The organism is Micromonospora sp. CPCC 206060, assembly GCF_036906895.1.
Classification (GTDB): domain Bacteria; phylum Actinomycetota; class Actinomycetes; order Mycobacteriales; family Micromonosporaceae; genus Micromonospora.
The window spans coordinates 50,667-68,936 of the sequence record NZ_JBAKHU010000029.1 but is presented as its reverse complement, the minus strand read 5'-3'; the positions used below and the strand labels follow the sequence as shown (position 1 = coordinate 68,936).

General features: G+C 71.4%; 11 protein-coding genes. 4 read left to right on the top strand and 7 right to left on the bottom strand.

What is annotated here, in order from left to right:
• Positions 1 to 25: 25 nt before the first annotated feature.
• Entirely contained in the window at positions 26 to 1,072 is a 1,047-nt protein-coding gene (locus tag V6U90_RS19010; RefSeq protein WP_334438165.1) for an App1 family protein, read from the top strand.
• A 173-nt stretch (positions 1,073 to 1,245) separates the two neighbouring features.
• On the opposite strand, the gene V6U90_RS19005 is transcribed toward V6U90_RS19010, so the two are convergent.
• Complete coding sequence (locus V6U90_RS19005; protein ID WP_334438162.1) at positions 1,246 to 2,319, bottom strand: hypothetical protein; 1,074 nt, start codon at positions 2,317 to 2,319, stop codon at positions 1,246 to 1,248.
• Positions 2,316 to 3,395 (bottom strand): transporter substrate-binding domain-containing protein, encoded by a 1,080-nt coding sequence (locus V6U90_RS19000; RefSeq protein WP_334438159.1) that lies wholly within the window; start codon positions 3,393 to 3,395, stop codon positions 2,316 to 2,318. Before V6U90_RS19000 ends, V6U90_RS19005 begins: the two co-directional genes overlap by 4 nt.
• Positions 3,396 to 3,675: 280 nt before the next feature.
• On the opposite strand from V6U90_RS19000, the gene V6U90_RS18995 reads away from it, so the two are divergent.
• Positions 3,676 to 5,256, top strand: a complete 1,581-nt coding sequence (locus tag V6U90_RS18995) for a pectinesterase family protein (protein ID WP_334438156.1) — start codon at positions 3,676 to 3,678, stop codon at positions 5,254 to 5,256.
• A 113-nt stretch (positions 5,257 to 5,369) separates the two neighbouring features.
• Here the strand turns inward: V6U90_RS18995 and glgB are convergent, their stop codons facing one another.
• The 3 genes from glgB to glgA form a co-directional block, all read right to left on the bottom strand.
• Positions 5,370 to 7,475, bottom strand: coding sequence for a 1,4-alpha-glucan branching protein GlgB (glgB, locus tag V6U90_RS18990; protein ID WP_334438154.1), 2,106 nt, complete (start codon positions 7,473 to 7,475; stop codon positions 5,370 to 5,372).
• Complete coding sequence (locus V6U90_RS18985) at positions 7,463 to 9,514, bottom strand: alpha-1,4-glucan--maltose-1-phosphate maltosyltransferase (protein WP_334438151.1); 2,052 nt, start codon at positions 9,512 to 9,514, stop codon at positions 7,463 to 7,465. Before V6U90_RS18985 ends, glgB begins: the two co-directional genes overlap by 13 nt.
• Before the next feature lie 101 nt (positions 9,515 to 9,615).
• Positions 9,616 to 10,827 carry a glycogen synthase gene (gene glgA, locus V6U90_RS18980; RefSeq protein WP_334438148.1) on the bottom strand — a complete coding sequence of 404 codons (1,212 nt, stop codon included), beginning with the start codon at positions 10,825 to 10,827 and terminating at the stop codon, positions 9,616 to 9,618.
• Positions 10,828 to 10,898: 71 nt separating this feature from the next.
• On the opposite strand from glgA, the gene glgC reads away from it, so the two are divergent.
• On the top strand, positions 10,899 to 12,131 hold the full coding sequence (gene glgC / locus V6U90_RS18975) for a glucose-1-phosphate adenylyltransferase (protein WP_334438146.1): 1,233 nt from the start codon (positions 10,899 to 10,901) through the stop codon (positions 12,129 to 12,131).
• A gap of 181 nt (positions 12,132 to 12,312) precedes the next feature.
• Positions 12,313 to 13,956: a phosphoglucomutase (alpha-D-glucose-1,6-bisphosphate-dependent) gene (pgm, locus tag V6U90_RS18970; RefSeq protein WP_334438143.1), complete on the top strand. Its 1,644-nt coding sequence runs from the start codon at positions 12,313 to 12,315 to the stop codon at positions 13,954 to 13,956.
• A gap of 113 nt (positions 13,957 to 14,069) precedes the next feature.
• On the opposite strand, the gene V6U90_RS18965 is transcribed toward pgm, so the two are convergent.
• Positions 14,070 to 14,999, bottom strand: coding sequence for an NAD(+)/NADH kinase (locus tag V6U90_RS18965; protein ID WP_334438140.1), 930 nt, complete (start codon positions 14,997 to 14,999; stop codon positions 14,070 to 14,072).
• A gap of 162 nt (positions 15,000 to 15,161) precedes the next feature.
• A complete protein-coding gene (locus V6U90_RS18960; protein WP_334438137.1) occupies positions 15,162 to 18,263 on the bottom strand; it encodes a M14 family metallopeptidase in 3,102 nt (1,033 codons plus the stop codon).
• Positions 18,264 to 18,270: the final 7 nt, after the last annotated feature.

The window sequence follows — 18,270 nt, the reverse complement described above, 5'->3', positions numbered from 1 at the left end:
AACCACGGTGTGGCAGGGTGGCAGGGTGTCGATCACACCCGTTGGCCAGGCTGCCGTACCCCGCCTGCACCGGGCGGCCCGGATCGAGGACGCGATCCACCAGCTCGTCGCCCGCCGGCTGCGTCGTACCGGCTGGCAGGTGACCGCGCTCGCCTACACCGGCTACGGCGGTCCGGGCTGGGTGCGGGTGATGGGTCGGGTGCTGCTCGGCCGTCCCGACGCACGGCAGCGCCAGACCCCGGAGAAGGTACGCGGGTGGCGGAGCTTCACCACCCTGCCGGCGAAGCATGCACCGGTGCTGATCGAGGCCGGTACGGTACGGCACGAGACGACCACGGACCGTAGCGGTTTCATCGACGCGGTGGTGGCGGCGGACCTGCCGCCGGGCTGGGGTTCGGTCCGGCTCACCGCGACCGACGCGGAGCCGGTGGAGGCACCGGTACGCGTGCTCGACCCGCAGGTGCGTTTCGGCATCCTCTCCGACATCGACGACACCGTGATGGTCACCGCGCTGCCCCGGCCGTTGCTGGCGGCGTGGAACACCTTCGTCCTCGACGAGCACGCCCGGGCCGCCGTACCCGGCATGGCGGTGCTCTACGAACGGCTGGCCAATGCCCACCCGGGCGCACCGGTCTTCTACCTCTCCACCGGGGCGTGGAACGTCGCCCCCACCCTGACCCGGTTCCTGTCCCGGCATCTCTACCCGGCCGGGCCGCTGCTGCTGACCGACTGGGGGCCGACGAACGACCGGTGGTTCCGCAGCGGCCGGGAGCACAAGCGGGCCACCCTGGCCCGGCTGGCCCGGGAGTTCCCGGAGACGAAGTGGCTGCTGGTCGGGGACGACGGCCAGCACGACCCGGAGATCTACCGGGAGTTCGCGGCGGCCCATCCGGAGAACGTCGCCGGGGTGGCGATCCGGCGGCTGTCGCCAACCCAGGCGGTCCTCGCCGGTGGCCTGCCCGCGCCGGGCAACGACGCGGAACGCTCCGCCGGCCCGGTGGGGCAGAAGTGGCTCTCCGCGCCGGACGGTGCCGGCCTCTGGCGCCTGCTCCGCGACGCCGGTCTGGTCTGAGGCTGCACCATCCGGCGCAGGTCGCGCCGGGCTGGGGTCTCGGTTGGCCGGGCCGGGGACGGTGCCGGGCAGGGTCTCAGCGCGCTGTCGAGCTGCTGGCACAGGCGGAGCAGCTCGACAGCGGTTCGAACTCCCGGCCAGAGCACCGGCCCTCCGGCCCTCCGGCCTTCGGGTCAGCGGGACGTGGTCGACGGTGGCGTGGTCGACGGTGGCGTGGTCGGCTCCACCGGGCTGAACCCGGCACCGGGCTGCCGTTCCGGCACCGTGGGGCGGCAGCGGGGATCGAGCGGTACGGCCGGCCGGTGGAACCGGCCGACGCCCTGGAGGATGGAGTCCTCGATGTGCAGGCCGAACACCCAGAGCCGGTAGCGGGCGGCTTCGCCCTCGTCGGGGCAGAGGATCCGGTCGGCAATCCGGTCGTTGGGGATGAACTCCACCCCGCCCCGGGCCCGCAGGACAGCCGTCGTCGCATCGTTGACCTCGATGACGTGGCCGCGTACCGGTTGCGCCGGGGCACCGTCCGACCCGGTCACGATGATCACGCCACGCGGCAGCACCGGTGTGGTGAGCAGCGGGGTCACCGCGAGCAGGACCAGCGTCAGCGTCGACCCCTGGGCGATCGCGGCGAACGGTCGGGCCAGACTGGCCGGGACGGGCCGCGCGGCACCGAGCGCGAGCAGCACCGGGGGCAGGACCAGGTACGCCAGGGGCACCAGATACCCGCCGAGCGCGGCCCGGACCGCGACGGGCCCGAGGAGTACCAGGTAGCCCACCCCGGCGACGATCCAGCCGGTGGGCCGGCCCCGGTTCCGGTCCGGGTACTGGCCGAAGGCGGCACACGCCGCGAGGATCAGCAGCGGCAGGTAGAGCAGTTGCCAGGTGAGTGCGGCGAGCACGAAGGCGATGATCCGCAGCCAGCTCGGTGCCGCCACGGCCAACTGGGCGAAGAGTGACGTCCAGGACAGCCGGGTGGCGGTTGGTGGCAGTGCCGCGTGGGTGAGGGACCCGATCGCGAAGATCGCGACCAGCGCGGCCGAGACCAACCAGGTGGCGGTCACCACGAGGCCGGCGAAGAGGTTGACCGGACCGACGTTGGCCACCAGCAGCAGGGTGGTCTCCAGGTCGCCGCCCGCCTCGGCCCACAGGCGCAGCACCGAAACCAGCGCGGGTAGACCGACCGCGACCGTCCAGAACGACTCCCGGTCGAAGGGCCGCGCGGCGACCGGCGGGGGCGCGGGAAGCGTCACCGTGGACGCCGGGACCGGCGGACCGACCGGGCCCGGACCACCGGGGTCCGCCCCGGGGGTGAGCCGGCGAGGCCGGCTCCGTGGTGCAGTGGTGCCTGGGCCTGGGCCTGGGCCTGGATACGGTCCCGGTAGTCACGCAGCCGTTGGTAGGGGTCCGGTTCCGGCTGCCGCCGGTCGCTGAGCACCCGGCCCAGCGTCCGGTTCCAGGCCCGTTGCCAGGCGCCGTTCTCCCTGCGTTCGTAGCTGTCGAGCAGGAAGTTGCCGATCACCTGACGGAGGGGCTCGTCGTCGTTGGCCACCGCGATGCCCCACTTCTCGTTCTGGTTGAGCACCAGGTCGACCAGCTTCAGTTGTTCCGCGTGATCGGCCTTGTAGCCGGCGAGCACCACGTCGTCCAGCATGAAGGCGTCGTATTTGCCACGGAGTAGACCGTCGACGCATTCCCCACCGGTGGCCACGCCGATGAAATTGTTGATACCACTGCGGCGGAGCGCCTCGTCGGAGGTGGAGGCGCCGACGGTGCAGAGACGCTCGCCGCGTTTGCCCAGTTCGTAGATACTGATCGTCTCGCCGCTGCGGTCATCGGCCCGCATCAGTACCTCAGGCTTGCTGGTCAGGTACGGGCCGGCGAAGTTGACCTCTTCCTCCTCCCGTTGCGGCGTCATCGAGAAGCTCGCCACGACCACGTCGACCAGGTCGTTGGACAGGTCCGAGCCGCGGTTCTGTACCTGCGTGTCGATGAGCCGGACCGAGTTCTCGGTGAACCCCAGATAGGCGGCGAGGGCGCGGATGATCTCCACATCGAAACCGGAATGGTCGGCCAGCCGGGTGGACTGCCGTTTCTGCGGCTCGGCGTAACTGAGCAGGGGCTGGTCCTTGAGGACTCCGACGCGAAGTTCGGTGCGGTTTTTGAGCCCGGACTGTTCGAGATAGGCGTCGATCGTGTCGTCGTCCGGCGCGACCAGGCCCCAGGCCGATGTACTGACCACGAGCAGCAGTGCGGCGATGGCCGCGAGAACCGCGACGCGACCGCGTTTCGGCAGGGCCAGGAATCGCTGGCGCAGATTGGTCAGCATGTCACCTCTGTGTGCGCTCCGGTGTTCGAGATGTCGGTCAATGCTGACAGTAGTGCCGCCGGATTGAACAGTCCGACACGTGGCCGGGATTTCGTCGGGCCGGTCGAGCGGGGCCGTCCGGTCGAGCGGGGCCGTCCGGTCGACCGCGCCGGACTGGCCGTGCCGGATGGCCGTGCCGGATGGCATTGACAGCCGTCGCCCTGGCCGGCTAGCGTCCGCCCAGGAAAGCGCTTTCTTGTCGCCCCTCAGCCTCCTCACCCGTCCCGGAGGTACCCCCGACATGTCCCGCAAAGCCGGCCGGCTCGGCCTGCTCGCCGCCACCAGCGCCACGCTGGTCGTCGCGGTACTCGGCCTGACCGGTACCGCGTCCGCCGCGACCCTGTTCACCGACGACTTCTCCGACGGCAACACCTCCGGCTGGTCCCAGTCGGGTGGCACCTGGTCGGTAATGACCGACGACAACCAGGTCCTGCAACAGGCAAAGGCGGAGACCGACAACGCCCGGCTCTTCGCCGGCAGCTCGTCGTGGACCGACTACGCCGTACAGGCCCGGGTCAAGCCGCTCACCCTGCCGGCCGACGGGGCGGTGGGCCTGCTCGCCCGCGCCTCGGGTTCGACGACCTTCCACCGCCTGGTGCTGCTCCCCGGTAACCAGGTCCGCCTGGAGGCGGTCAGGAGCGGTGCGCCCACCGTCCTCGGCACCGCGTCCCGCACCGTCGGCACCGGCACCTGGTACACGCTGAGGATCGAGGTGGCCGGCAGCACGATCCGTGGCTACGTCGACGGCACCCTGGTCGGTTCCGGCACCAGCACGGTCAGCGCCGCCGGCCGGATCGGCGTGCAGACCCGGTACGCCACCGCCCGGTACGACGACGTCACCGTGACCACCGGCGGCACCACCCCCACCCCGACGGCCACGCCGACCATCAGTCCGACCACCACGCCGACGGCCACCCCGACCCCGACCCCCACCGGTACCCCGCCCGCCGGCCAGTCCTCCGTGGTGGCCAAGGACGGCAGTGGCAACTTCAGCAGCGTGCAGGCGACGGTCGACGCGGTGCCGTCCGGCAACTCCAGCCGGTACACCATCACCATCAAACCGGGCACCTACCGCGAGGTGGTGAAGATTCCCGCCGACAAGCCGTACATCTCGTTCATCGGCTCCACCGGCAACGCCACCGACGTGGTGATCACCTACGACAACGCCTCGGGCACCCCGCACCCGAACGGCGGGACCTACGGCACGTCGGGCAGCGCCTCGGTGACCATCGACGGCAACGACTTCACCGCCAAACACCTCACCTTCTCCAACAGCTTCGACGAGGCGGCGTACAGCTACAGCGCCGAGCAGGCGGTGGCCGTGCTCACCCGGGCGTACTTCCGCAACTGCTACGTCGAGGGCGACGTCGACTTCATCTTCGGCCGGGGGACCGGCGTCTTCGACCGCTGCCAGATCACGTCGCTCAGCCGTGGATCGTTCAGCAACAACGGGTACGTCACCGCGCCGTCGACGATGATCAGCAACCCGTACGGCTTCCTCTTCACCCAGTGCACCCTGACCACCGACTCGGCGGGCGCGCAGAGCGTGCACCTCGGCCGGCCGTGGCACCCCGGCGGTGACGTCAACGCGATCGGCCAGGTGGTGTTCCGCGACAGCGTCATGGGGGCGCACATCAAGGACTCCCCGTGGACCGACATGTCCGGCTTCTCCTGGCGGGACGCCCGGTTCTTCGAGTACCACAACAGCGGTCCCGGCTCGACGGTGACCGCCGACCGCCCGCAGTTGACCGACGCCCAGGCGCCGAACCACACCGCCCAGAAGTACCTGGCCGGTCCGGACGGCTGGAACCCGATCTACTGATCGCAGAGCGGGTACGGAGGCGGTGGCAGCGTGGCTGCCGCCTCCGTACCGTTGACCGGGCGGGGGGATCGGTGCCGCCGTCGGCGTGTGGCACCGGTCCCCGCCCTCCGCCCTCAGTCCTGGCGGAGCCAGAGCACGCCGAGCGGGGGCAGCCGCAGGGAGACCGAGGCCGGCAGGCCGTGCCACGGCACGTGCTCGGCGTGCACCGCACCCAGGTTGCCCACCCCGGAACCGCCGTAGTGGTCGGCGTCGGTGTTGAGGATCTCCGACCAGGTCCCGGCGGCCGGCAACCCGATCCGGTACCCCTCGTGCGGGGTGGCGGCGAAGTTCGCCACGCAGACCAGGGTGGCCCCGTCCGGGGCGATCCGGACGAACGCGGCCACGTTGTTGCCGGCGTCGTCACCGACGATCCACCGGAACCCGGCCGGGGTGGTGTCCTGCGACCAGAGCGCCGGGATCCCCCGGTAGGTGGCGTTGAGGTCCTTGACCAGCCGCTGCATCCCGGCGCGCGCCGGGTCGTGCAGGGTGTGCCAGTCCAGACCGCGTTCCTCGCTCCACTCCCGGTCGTCGGCCAACTCGCAGCCCATGAAGAGCAACTGCTTGCCCGGGTGTGCCCACATGTACGCCAGCAGGGCGCGGGCGTTGGCCAGCTTCTGCCAGGTGTCCCCGGGCATCTTGCCGACCAGTGAGCCCTTGCCGTGCACCACCTCGTCGTGGCTGATCGGCAGCAGGTAGTTCTCGCTCCAGGCGTACACCAGCGAGAAGGTGAGCTGGTGGTGGTGATGCTGCCGGTAGATCGGCTCCTTGCCCAGGTACGTGAGCGTGTCGTGCATCCAGCCCATGTTCCACTTGAAGCCGAAACCGAGCCCGCCGGAGCCGGTCGGCCGGGTCACCCCGGGCCAGGCGGTCGACTCCTCGGCGATCATCACCACGCCGGGGTGGTGCTTGTAGACCGTCGCGTTGACCTCCTGGAGCAGCGCGATCGCCTCCAGGTTCTCCCGGCCGCCGTACTGGTTGGGCGCCCACTGCCCCTCGTTGCGGGAGTAGTCCAGGTAGAGCATCGAGGCGACCGCGTCGACCCGCAGGCCGTCGACGTGGAACTCGGCGCACCAGTAGAGCGCGTTGGCCACCAGGAAGTTGCGCACCTCGGGCCGGCCGAAGTCGAAGACGTACGTACCCCAGTCGGGGTGCTCGCCGCGACGGGGGTCGGGGTGCTCGTAGAGCGGGGTACCGTCGAACCGGGCGAGCGCCCACTCGTCGCGCGGGAAGTGCGCCGGTACCCAGTCCAGCAGCACCCCGATGCCGGCGTTGTGCAGCGTGTCGATCAGGTGGCGGAACTCGTCCGGGTCACCGAACCGGGAGGTGGGGGCGTAGTAGCCGGTCACCTGGTAACCCCAGGAGCCGCCGAACGGGTGCTCCATCACCGGCAGGAACTCCACGTGCGTGAAGCCCGTCTCCACGACGTACGCGGTGAGCTGGTCGGCCAGCTCCCGATAGGTCAGGCCGGGGCGCCACGAGCCGAGGTGCACCTCGTACACGCTCATCGGCTCCTGGTGCGGCTGCCGGCGGGCCCGGCCGGCCAGCCAGGCCCCGTCGGTCCACCGGTAGGTCGACGCGTGCACCACCGACGCGGTGGCCGGCGGCACCTCGGCGTACGCCGCCAGCGGGTCGGCCTTGTCCCGCCAGACGCCGTCCGGGCCGAGGATGCGGTACTTGTAGCGGTGCCCCGGGGCCGCCTCGGGGACCAGCAGCTCCCACACCCCGCTGCCGCCGAGCGAGCGCATCGGCCAGCCCTCGTGCGCACCCCAACCGGTGAAGTCGCCGACCACCCGGACGCCCCGGGCGTTCGGTGCCCAGACCGCGAAGGCCACCCCACCGGCCGGCTGCGGCCGGGCCCCGAGCGCCGCCCAGAGCCGCTCGTGCCGGCCCTCGGCGATCAGGTGCAGGTCCAGCTCACCGAGGGTCGGCGGGTGCCGGTACGGGTCGTCGACGAGCGCCCCGTCCACCTCGACCCGGTAGTCGGTCACGCTGCCCGGCACGGTCACCTCGAAGATCCCCGCGTCGTGCACCCGGCGCATCGGGTGCCGGTCGGCGCCGACCTGGGCCGTCACCTCGCCGGCCCCCCGCCGCCAGGTGCGGATCACGGTCCGCCCGTCGACGGGGTGGGCGCCGAGCACCGCGTGCGGGTCGTGGTGGGTACCCGCGATCAGCTGCTCCATCGGTCATCCTTCTGCGCGGGTACGGCGGGCGACGGCGTCGTCGTGGCGGTACCGGCGGCCGGCGTCGGGCCGGTGCTGGCGGACCGCACGGTGAACACGTGGGCGGGTTGCAGGTACGGGTCGAGGCGCACCGCGTTGTGCTGCCCCCAGTCGTAGCTGGCCCCGGTCAGTTCGTCGTACACGGTGAACCGTTCGTGCCAGTCCAGGCCGAGCGCCGGCATGTCCAGGGTGGTGTTGCCCCACTGCACCGTGGTCGAGTCGAACGAGCAGACCACCAGCACGGTGTTGCCGGTGTCCGCGTCCCGCTTCGACCAGCAGAGCAGCGCCGGGTTGTCGATGTCGTGGAAGCGCAGGTTGCGGAGCTGGTGCAGGGCCGGGTTGGCCCGCCGGATCTCGTTGAGCCGGGTGATGAACGGGGCCAGCGAGCGGCCGTGCGCCTCGGCCGCCGCCCAGTCCCGGGGGCGCAGCTCGAACTTCTCGCTGTCGATGTACTCCTCGGCGCCCGGGCGGGCGACGTGCTCGAACAGTTCGTAGCCGGCGTACATGCCCCAGGAGGGGGAGAGCAGGCTGGCCAGCACCGCCCGGATCTTGAACATCGGCGGCCCGCCGTGCTGCAACGTCTCGGGCAGGATGTCCGGCGTGTTCGGCCAGAAGTTGGGGCGCATGTAGTCGGCCGCCGCCAGCAGTTCCGCGCAGTACTCGCGCATCTCGGCCGGGCTGGTCCGCCAGGTGAAGTAGGTGTACGACTGGGTGAACCCGACCCGGGCCAGCCCGTGCATCATCGCCGGCCGGGTGAACGCCTCGGCGAGGAAGAGCACGTCCGGCTCGACCCGCTTGACCTCCCCGATCAGCCAGTGCCAGAAGTCGACCGGCTTGGTGTGCGGGTTGTCCACCCGGAAGATCCGGATGCCCTCGCCGACCCAGTGCAGCACCACCCGCAGGATCTCCGCCCGGATCCCCGCCGGATCGTTGTCGAAGTTCAACGGATAGATGTCCTGGTACTTCTTCGGTGGGTTCTCCGCGTAGGCGATGCTGCCGTCGGCCCGGGTGGTGAACCACTCCGGATGCGCGGTCACCCACGGGTGGTCCGGCGCGCACTGCAACGCCAGGTCCATGGCGATCTCCAGACCCACCTCGGCCGCCGCCTCGATGAAGTCCCGGAAGTCGGCCGCCGTACCCAGATCGGGGTGGATCGCGTCGTGCCCGCCCTCGGCGGCGCCGATCGCCCACGGCGAGCCCACGTCGTCCGGCCCGGCGACCAGGGTGTTGTTGCGGCCCTTGCGGTTGACCCGGCCGATCGGATGGATCGGCGGCAGGTAGAGCACGTCGAAGCCCATCGCGGCGACGGCGGGCAGCCGCTCGATCGCGGTGGCGAAGCTCCCCGAGCGGGCCGGCGCGTCGACGGTGGCCGGTACCGCCCCCTCGGAGCGGGGGAAGAACTCGTACCAGGCGGAGAAGAGGGCCCGGGGGCGGTCCACCCAGATTGGGTACGCGTCGCTGGCGGTGACCAGCCGCCGCACCGGGTACGCCCAGAGCAGGTCGGCCAGTTCCAGCGCGGGGGCGACCCGGCGCAGCAGCGACAGGTCGGGGTCGCCCAGCGTGCCCACCGCGGCCCGGACCCGTTCGGCGTCCTCGGCCGGTACCCCGTCGAGTGCCTCCGCCAGCAGCGCGGCGCCCTCGGCGAGGTCGTTGGCCAGCTCCTCGACGCCCTGCCCGGCGGCGAGCTTCTTGGTCACCGCGTCGTGCCAGGTCAGGTAGGGGTCGTCGAACGCCTCGACGGTGAAGCTCCAGGCACCGACCGCGTCCGGGCGGATGGTGGCGTGCCAGCGGTCCTGGCCGGGCTCACCGGGACGCATCCGGGTGAACGGCCGGGGTACGCCGTCCGGCCCCTGCCAGACCACGTTGCAGCCCAGCGCGTCGTGCCCCTCCCGGTAGGCCACGGCGGACACCGGCACCAGCTCACCGACCACGGCCTTGGCCGGGTAGCGACCGTACGCCACCGAGGGGGAGACGTCTTCGATCGGGAAACGTCCAGTCACCCTGTCAACCTACTGTGCGAGATCGGCTCGCGCGCGGGTGCCGGTCCACCTGTTAGGAAGGGGCCCTTTTACTACCGGATCCGTTAAGCGGGGGCCCTTCCTCACCGGACGGAGCGGTAGACGTCGAGGGTGCGGGCGGCGATGGCGTCCCAGGAGAAGTGGGCGACCGCGCGGCGCCGGCCGGCCCGGCCCAGCTCGGCGGTACCCGCCGGGTCGGCGAGCAGCTCGTTGACCGCCGCTGCCAGGTCGGCGACGAACCGCTCCGGGTCCAGCGGGGTACCGGTACCGTCACCGACCTGCTCGATCGGGACCAGCCGGCCGGTCTCGCCGTCGGCGACCACCTCGGGGATGCCGCCGGTGGCGGTGGCCACCACCGCCGTCTCGCAGGCCATCGCCTCCAGGTTGACGATCCCCATCGGCTCGTAGACCGAGGGGCAGACGAAGACCGTGGCGTGGGTGAGGACCTGGATCACCTCGGCCTTGGGCAGCATCTCGGCCACCCAGACGATCCCGGACCGGCCGGCCCGCAACTCGGCGACCAGACCCTCCACCTCGGCGGCGATCTCCGGGGTGTCCGGGGCGCCGGCCAGCAGCACGAGCTGCGCGTCCGGCGGCAGCGACCGGGCCGCCCGCAGCAGGTAGGGCAGGCCCTTCTGCCGGGTGATCCGCCCGACGTAGACCACGCTGGGCCGGTCCGGGTCGATGCCGAGCCGCGCCAGCACGTCGGTGCCCCGGTCCGGGGCGTACTGCGCGGTGTCGATGCCGTTGTGCACCACGCTCACCCGGTCCGGGTGGACCGCCGGGTACGCGGTCAGCACGTCCCGCCGCATCCCCGCGCTGACCGCGATCACCGCGTCGGCGGCCTCCAGCGCGGTCCGCTCGCACCACGACGAGAGCGCGTAACCGCCGCCGAGCTGTTCGGCCTTCCACGGCCGCAGCGGCTCCAGGCTGTGTACGGTGGCCACGTGCGGCACCCCGTGCAGCAGCTTCGCGGTGTGCCCGGCCAGGTTGGCGTACCAGGTGTGGCTGTGCACCACGTCGGTGCCGGCGCAGCCGGCCGCCATGGACAGGTCGACCCCCATGGTGCGCAGCGCGGCGTTCGCCCCGGTCAGCTCGACCGGTTCCGGGTACGCGGTGACACCGTGCTCGGCGCGGGGTGCGCCGAAGCAGTGCACCCGCACGTCGGCGAGCCGACGCAGTTCCCGGGCCAGGTACTCGACGTGCACCCCGGCGCCCCCGTACACCTCGGGCGGGTACTCCCGGGTGAGCAGGTCGACACGGAGCGGTCCGGCGGGGGGCGTGGAGGCGGTCACCTCCCGCACCCTAGTCCAGAAGTGTGCGCGTACGAGTGGTGAAGTCGGCTCCGGCTGGTTAGCGTCGTGGCATGTCTCCGAAGGTGCTCGCGATCGTCCTGGCCGGAGGTGAGGGCAAGCGCCTGATGCCGCTCACCGCCGACCGTGCCAAGCCGGCCGTCCCCTTCGGCGGGCTGTACCGGATGATCGACTTTGTCCTCTCCAACCTGGTCAACGGCGGCTTTCTCAAGATCGTGGTGTTGACCCAGTACAAATCCCACTCACTGGACCGGCACGTCACCAAGACCTGGCGGATGTCGAACCTGCTCGGCAACTACGTCGCACCGGTACCCGCGCAGCAGCGCCGGGGCCCGTGGTGGTTCGCCGGCTCGGCCGACGCGATCTACCAGAGCTTCAACCTGATCAACGACGAGCAGCCGGACTACGTGATCGTCTTCGGGGCCGACCACATCTACCGGATGGATCCCCGGCAGATGGTGCAGGACCACATCGACTCCGGGGCCGGGGTGACCGTGGCCGGCATCCGGCAGCCGCTCTCCTCCGCCGACCAGTTCGGCGTGATCGAGGTGGCCGAGGACGGCCGGCGGATCCGGGCGTTCCGCGAGAAGCCCACCGACGCGGTCGGGCTGCCGGACGCCCCGGACCAGGTCTACGCCTCGATGGGCAACTACGTCTTCACCACCAAGCTGCTCTGCGAGGCGGTGGAGCGGGACGCGGCCGACAAGACCAGCAAGCACGACATGGGCGGCAGCATCATCCCGATGCTGGTCGAGCGGGGCGAGGCGAACGTCTACGACTTCCGCGACAACGACGTGCCGGGCAGCACCGACCGGGACCGGGGCTACTGGCGGGACGTGGGGACGCTCGACTCGTTCTACGACGCGCACATGGACCTGATCGCCATCCACCCGGTCTTCAACCTCTACAACTTCGAGTGGCCCATCTACACCGACCAGCCGCCCTGGCCGCCGGCCAAGTTCGTGCACGGCTGGCAGGAGCGGGTCGGGCGGGCGGTGGGCTCGCTGGTCTCACCCGGCTCGGTGATCTCCGGATCGTTGGTGGAGAACTCGGTGGTCGCGCCGAAGGTCAAGGTGCACTCCTGGGCGCACGTCGAGGGCTCGGTGCTGATGGAGGGGGTGGACATCGGCCGGCATGCGGTGATCCGCAACGCCATCCTGGACAAGAACGTGCTCGTGCCGGAGGGGGCGGAGATCGGTGTGGACCTGGAGAAGGACCGGCAGCGGTACCACGTCTCCGACAACGGCATTGTGGTGATCGGCAAGGGCCAGCGGATCGAGCTGTAGCCCACCGTCGGGCATGTCCCGGTCCCCGCCGGGAAGAACGCTCGGTCACTGTTGGGAAGAACGCTCGGTCACTGTTGGGAAGAATGCTCGGTCACTGTCGGGAAGAATGCTCCCCGTCCCCGCCGGGAAGAACAGCCCCACGCTTTGTCACACCGTGTCCTGGTCCCGAGGAGGTCCCGACGTGTCGCACACCCGTGCCGGTCAGCCCGCCGAGCCCGCCGATCTGGTCGACGTGCCCGCACTGGTCACCGCGTACTACACCGGACACCCCGATCCTGACGACCCGGCGCAGCAGGTCTCCTTCGGCACCTCCGGGCACCGGGGATCCAGCCTGCGGACCGCGTTCAATGAGGATCACATCGTCGCGGTGACCCAGGCGCTGGTCGACTACCGGCAGGCCAACGGCGTCGACGGGCCGCTCTTCCTGGCCCGGGACACCCACGCGCTCAGCGCCCCGGCCACCGCCAGCGCGTTGGAGGTCCTCGCCGCCAACGACGTGACCGTCCTGCTCGACAGCCGGGACGGCTACACCCCGACCCCGGCGCTGTCGCACGCGATCGGCACCCACAACCGGGGGCGGACCGGCGGGCTGGCCGACGGCATCGTCATCACCCCGTCGCACAACCCGCCGGACGACGGCGGCTTCAAGTACAACCCCATTAACGGCGGGCCGGCGGACACCGACGTGACCCGGTGGATCCAGGACCGGGCCAACGAACTGCTGCGGGACGGGCTCAAGGGGGTCCGCCGGATCCCGTACGCCCGGGCGCAGGCCGCCGACACCACCGGCCGGTACGACTTCCTCGGCGGGTACGTCGACGACCTGCCGGCCGCGATCGACATAGCCGCGATCCGGGATGCCGGGGTACGCATCGGCGCCGACCCGCTCGGCGGGGCCAGCGTCGCCTACTGGGGCGAGATCGCCGAGCGGCACCGGCTCGACCTGACCGTGGTCAACCCGACCGTGGACCCGACCTGGCGGTTCATGACCCTGGACACCGACGGGAAGATCCGGATGGACTGCTCGTCGCCGAACGCGATGGCCTCGCTGATCGCCGCCCGGGACCGGTTCCAGGTCTCCACCGGCAACGACGCCGACGCCGACCGGCACGGCATCGTCACCCCGGACGCCGGCCTGCTCAACCCCAACCACTACCTGGCGGTGGCCATCGCCCACCTGTTCCGTACCCGGTCGCAGTGGGGGCCGGCCGCGGCGGTCGGTAAGACCCTGGTCAGCTCGTCGATGATCGACCGGGTCGCCGCCGACCTGGGCCGTCCGCTGCTGGAGGTGCCGGTCGGGTTCAAGTGGTTCGTACCCGGCCTGCTCGACGGGACGGTCGGCTTCGGCGGTGAGGAGAGCGCGGGCGCGTCCTTCCTGCGCCTCGACGGCACCACCTGGACCACCGACAAGGACGGCATCCTGCTCTGCCTGCTCGCCGCCGAGATCATCGCGACCACCGGCCGGAGCCCGAGCGAGCACTACGCCGAGCTGACCGACCGGTTCGGTGCCCCCGCGTACGCCCGGATCGACGCCCCGGCCAGCCGGGAGGAGAAGGCGGTGCTCGGCCGGCTCTCCCCGGAGCAGGTCACCGCGACCGAGCTGGCTGGGGAGCCGATCACCGCGACGCTGACCGCCGCGCCGGGTAACGGCGCCGCGATCGGCGGGCTGAAGGTCTGCACGGCCTCCGGCTGGTTCGCTGCCCGCCCCTCCGGTACCGAGGACGTCTACAAGATCTACGCCGAGTCGTTCCAGGGGCCCGAGCACCTCGCCCGGATCCAGACCGAGGCGCGGGCGCTGGTCTCGGAGGTGCTCAGCCGCTCCTGACCTGACCCACGCGTCGATCATGGAGTTGTGGTGGGGAAAATCAGGGGGTGCGCCCCTTTTGTGGGGCACCACAACTCCATGATCGACGAGAGCGGGGCGGGTGGTGCCCGGAGTCAGCGGGGCGGCGGCAGCTCACGCCGGTTGAGCTGCTCCCGGAGTTGCTCGGGCAGCAACTCCCGGAGCTGTTCGGGCAGCAGCGGCAGGTCGAGGAGACTCAGCTTGAGCTGGTTACGTTCCCGGTGCCGGCGCGGGTCGAGCCGGACCACGAAGCCGGCGTCGCGGCGGTACCGCACGCCGATGGCCTCGTCGGCACCGAGGTATCTGATCACCCGGCCGTCCACCTCGACCGCGACGTGCGCCGAGCCGGGCCGCAGCTCCAACCGGATCGACTCGTCGGGGGAGAGCACCACGGTGCGGGAGATCCCGGCCATCGGCGCGGACGGGGTCACCACGACCGCCTGGGCGGCGGGGGAGACCAGGGGCCCGCCGGCCGCGTAGCTGTAGGCGGTCGACCCGGTCGGGGTGCTCACCACCAGCGCGTCGCAGCGGTAGTACCCGTACCGCTGCCCGTCGATGGCCAGGATCGCGCTGACGAAGCCGGTACCGGGCTGGCGGGCCAGCGCCACGTCGTTGAACGCCACCGACTCCGTACCGCAGACGTCCAGCACCAGACAGCTGTGCGGTTCCAGCGTCACGTCCCGCGCGGCGAGCCGGTCCAGCGCGGCCGGCAGGTCCGGCGGCTCGACCTCGACCAGGAAGCCGAGCCGACCGAGGTGCACCCCGAGCACCGGCTTCGGGTCGTCCACGGTCAGCCGCAGCGCGCCGAGCATGGTGCCGTCACCGCCGATGCTGACGAAGGCGTCGCAGCAGGCAGGGAGTTCGGCGGCGGGCAGTGCCGTCACGGTGGGGGGTACCCGTTGCCGGTCGGTGTCGCGGACGTACAACCCGGCATCCCGGCCGGCCGCCCAGTCGACGATGGCCCCGACCACCCCGGCCACCTCCCGGCTGGGGTGGAGCACCAGCCCGAGCCGGATGCGGTTCATGGCTCACAGCTCATCACAGGTTGCCGGGCCGGTCCGCCGGATCGCGCCAAGCGGCGCCGCTGCCGGGGCCACCCGGGACGGGCAGCGCCGGTCCCGGCCGCTGGTCGGAACCGGCGGGGATAGCCCCGACCGCTGGTCGGCACCACCCCCGCCGTGCTTCGGTCAGCTACCCAACAGGTGGGCCAGCGACCGGGCGACCAGGTCGTCGCGGGCCGCCGGGGCCAGCCCCTCCAGCCCGAACCCGAGGTAGACCGTGTCCGGGGTGGTCACTACCGAACCCTCCTCGAACGCCTGCTGACTGCGCGTCCAGGTGTTCGCCCCGGCCGGCGAGCCGGCCGGCGGCCCGGCGACCGTCCAGCCACCGAGGTCGGCGGACTCGAAGGAGGTCTCCGCCACCGTCGCCCCGTCAGCGATGATCCGCGCGTCGTCCAGGAAGACGCCGAGGCCCTGGGTCGACCAGTCGGAGGCCGACGAGATGGCGATCTCCACCTTCTTGCCGGCGTACGCCGACAGGTCGATCCGCCACTCCTGCCAGCCACCCGACGCGCCGGTGGCCGCGTGCCAGGCACCGGTGCTGCCGGTGGGGGAACAGTCCGCCCCCATGTAGTGCCCGAGGAACGGGTGCAGCTCCTCGACCCATCCGCCGGCACAGCTCTCCCCGGTGACCCTCCCGGTGTGCCCGTTGGCGTCCGGCAGGGTCGTCCAGTTGTCGCTGCCCACCTCGTGCGCCTCGACGAAGAGGAAGTCCCAGTTCTCCTCCACGTCGTACGAGGTGAAGAAGCGCAGCTCGGCGCTGCTGGCCGAGGTCAGGTCGATGGTCCGGGTCAACCGCTTGTACGCCTCGTCGGCCCGGTTGCTGTAGAGGTACCAGTCGCCGGTACGCGGGTCGAACGGCGCCGCACCCGGCCGCCCCCAGTCCACCGGGGCGGAGCTGGTGAACTGCGGGTACCCGGCCGGCGGCAGGAAGCTCGACGTGGTCAGGAAGGACGCCGTGTGGTCCTGGTTGCCGGCCGAGCCGGGTGCGTTGAGGGTGCCGGTGAAGCCACTGAACGGGCCGGCCGCGCCCTGCACCGGGTACGGCGTGCCGTCCGGGTCGGTGCCCCCGTCGCTGACGTAGGTGTACGCCCCCAGGTAGTACTGCTGGAAGTCGTTGAGCAGTGGCAGGCAGCGCGGGTCGGCGGCATCGGTGCACTCCGCCGGTGCGTCCGGCCGGTAGCCGTACGACCCGTTCGCCGACTGGGCGAACAGCGCGTACTTGCCGCTCACCAGGACCTTGCCGCCCTCGTTGAGGTAGTCCCGGACGGCCAGCTCGGTCTCCGCCGCCGCCCGCGCCACGGTACCCGGCACCTGCCCCGGCGAGCGGGTGATGACGTCGTCGCCGGTCTCCCAGACCACCGCCCGGTAGTGCGACAGCACGCCGAGCGGGTGCGGTGCGTGCCGGCCCATCGCGTCGAAGTCGTAGACGTCGCTGCTGCGCCCGGCGGCGGTCAGCGAGGCTGCCACCTCGTCGGCGTACTTGGCGCTGGTCACGCCCTGCGCCGGGCTCAGCCCGGTGACGTCCTCCATGGCCAGTACCAGCACGTCGCCGCCGATGTCGGTGTGCACCCGGTAGGTGAAGTGCTCACTGGCCACCGGGCCCGCACCCGGTTTGCTGCCGGTGAACCACACCTCGACCCGGTCACCCGGCCGGGCGCCGGTCACCGTGCCACGCAGTTCGGCGTAGTAGTCGTTGTGGGTGTCGCCGTACCGCTCGCCACCCTTCCACTCCCGGACCGCGACGGTCCTCGGCCGGCCGCCGTTGACCGTGTAGTGCATCCGCACGTTCTTCAACGCCCGCCGGACGGTCGCGGCGACCTGCTGGGTGCGGCCGTAGGAGGTGTCGAAGGCGTCCACCACGAAGTCCGGGGTGCTGCGGCCGACCACCGAGACCGGGTCGTCCGGGTCGGCCGCCGACTTCGCCACGGCCAGCGCGAACGGCAGGTTCTTGGCCACCTCGGCGGCGATCAGCTTCTCGTCGTCCGGGAAGATGAAGCCGCTGATGCAGTCCTCGGGCCGCCACTGGTCGTCCGGGTCGGAGGCCGCCGCCGACTCGCAGGTGGACATCTCCGGGGTGAACCCCAGGGTGCCGTACCTGACCGTGGCATGGCTGTCGGTGTCGCCGTTGGTGGGGTACAGCTCGGCCGACAGGTCCGGGTCGTAGCCCGGCACGGCGGGGTGGTCGTCGTCGCCGACCATCGCCTTGTAGATCTCGTCGTCCGGAGTGTGCGTGGCCACCTGCCAGCCCACCCCGTAGAGCAGTAGCTGCGCCGCCGAGTGGTAGTTGACGAAGAACTCGAAGCCGACCCGACGGAACAGCCGGTCCAGCGCCTGGGTCTCCGGCTCGGAGTTGGCCGACGGGCCCCGGTAGGTGTCGTTCTCCGCATCGGGCGAGGAGCCCTCGTTGTCGTACCCCCACTTGTAGCCGAAGTTGCGGTTCAGGTCGACGCCGTCGGCGTTGGTGATCTGACCGTCCCCGTCGTTGTCCCGCAGGTTCTTGCGCCACAGCCGGTTGTCCGGGGTGAACGTGTGGTCGTAGCCGTCCGGGTTGGCCACCGGGAGGAACCACAGTTCGGTGGTGTCCACCAGCCGGGTGATCTCGGCGTCGCGGCCGTAGTTGTCCAGTACGTGGTGCAGCAGCCGGCGGGTCATCTCCGGCGTGATCCACTCCCGGGCGTGCTGTGCGCTGCCGTAGAGCACCGCCGGGCGCCGGCCGTCCGGCACGGTGCGCGCGTTCTTGGTGACCTTGACGGCCAGGATCGGCTTGCCCTGCACCGAGCGGCCGATGGTCTCCAGCTTGGCCAGCTTCGGGAAGCGGGCGGAGGTGGAGACGATCTCGTCCCGAAGGCCACCCGGTTCGCTGTACGACCGGAACGCCGACCAGCCGGCGGCGGCCTGCTCGCGCAACGCGCGGGACGCCTCCTTGCCACGTACCTTCTTCACGGTCAGCGGTACGCCCCGGCTGGTGAGCCGCGCGGCCTGCCGGGTGCTGAGCACCGCCTCCACCGTGGTGTTGCCGACCTGGTCGGCCGAGACATGGCTGTGGCCCAGGTCGACACCGACCGCGCGCAACTCGTCGAGCTGCTTCGGCGTGACGGTACCGACGTACACCTCCAGCCGGTCCCGCGTGTCCGGTGTGGACGGCGGCTGTGCGGTCACCGGTGCGGTCAGCGCCATCGCGCCGACCAGAGTGAACACGCTGGCGATCGCCAGCCGTGTTTTCCTCATCGCGCCC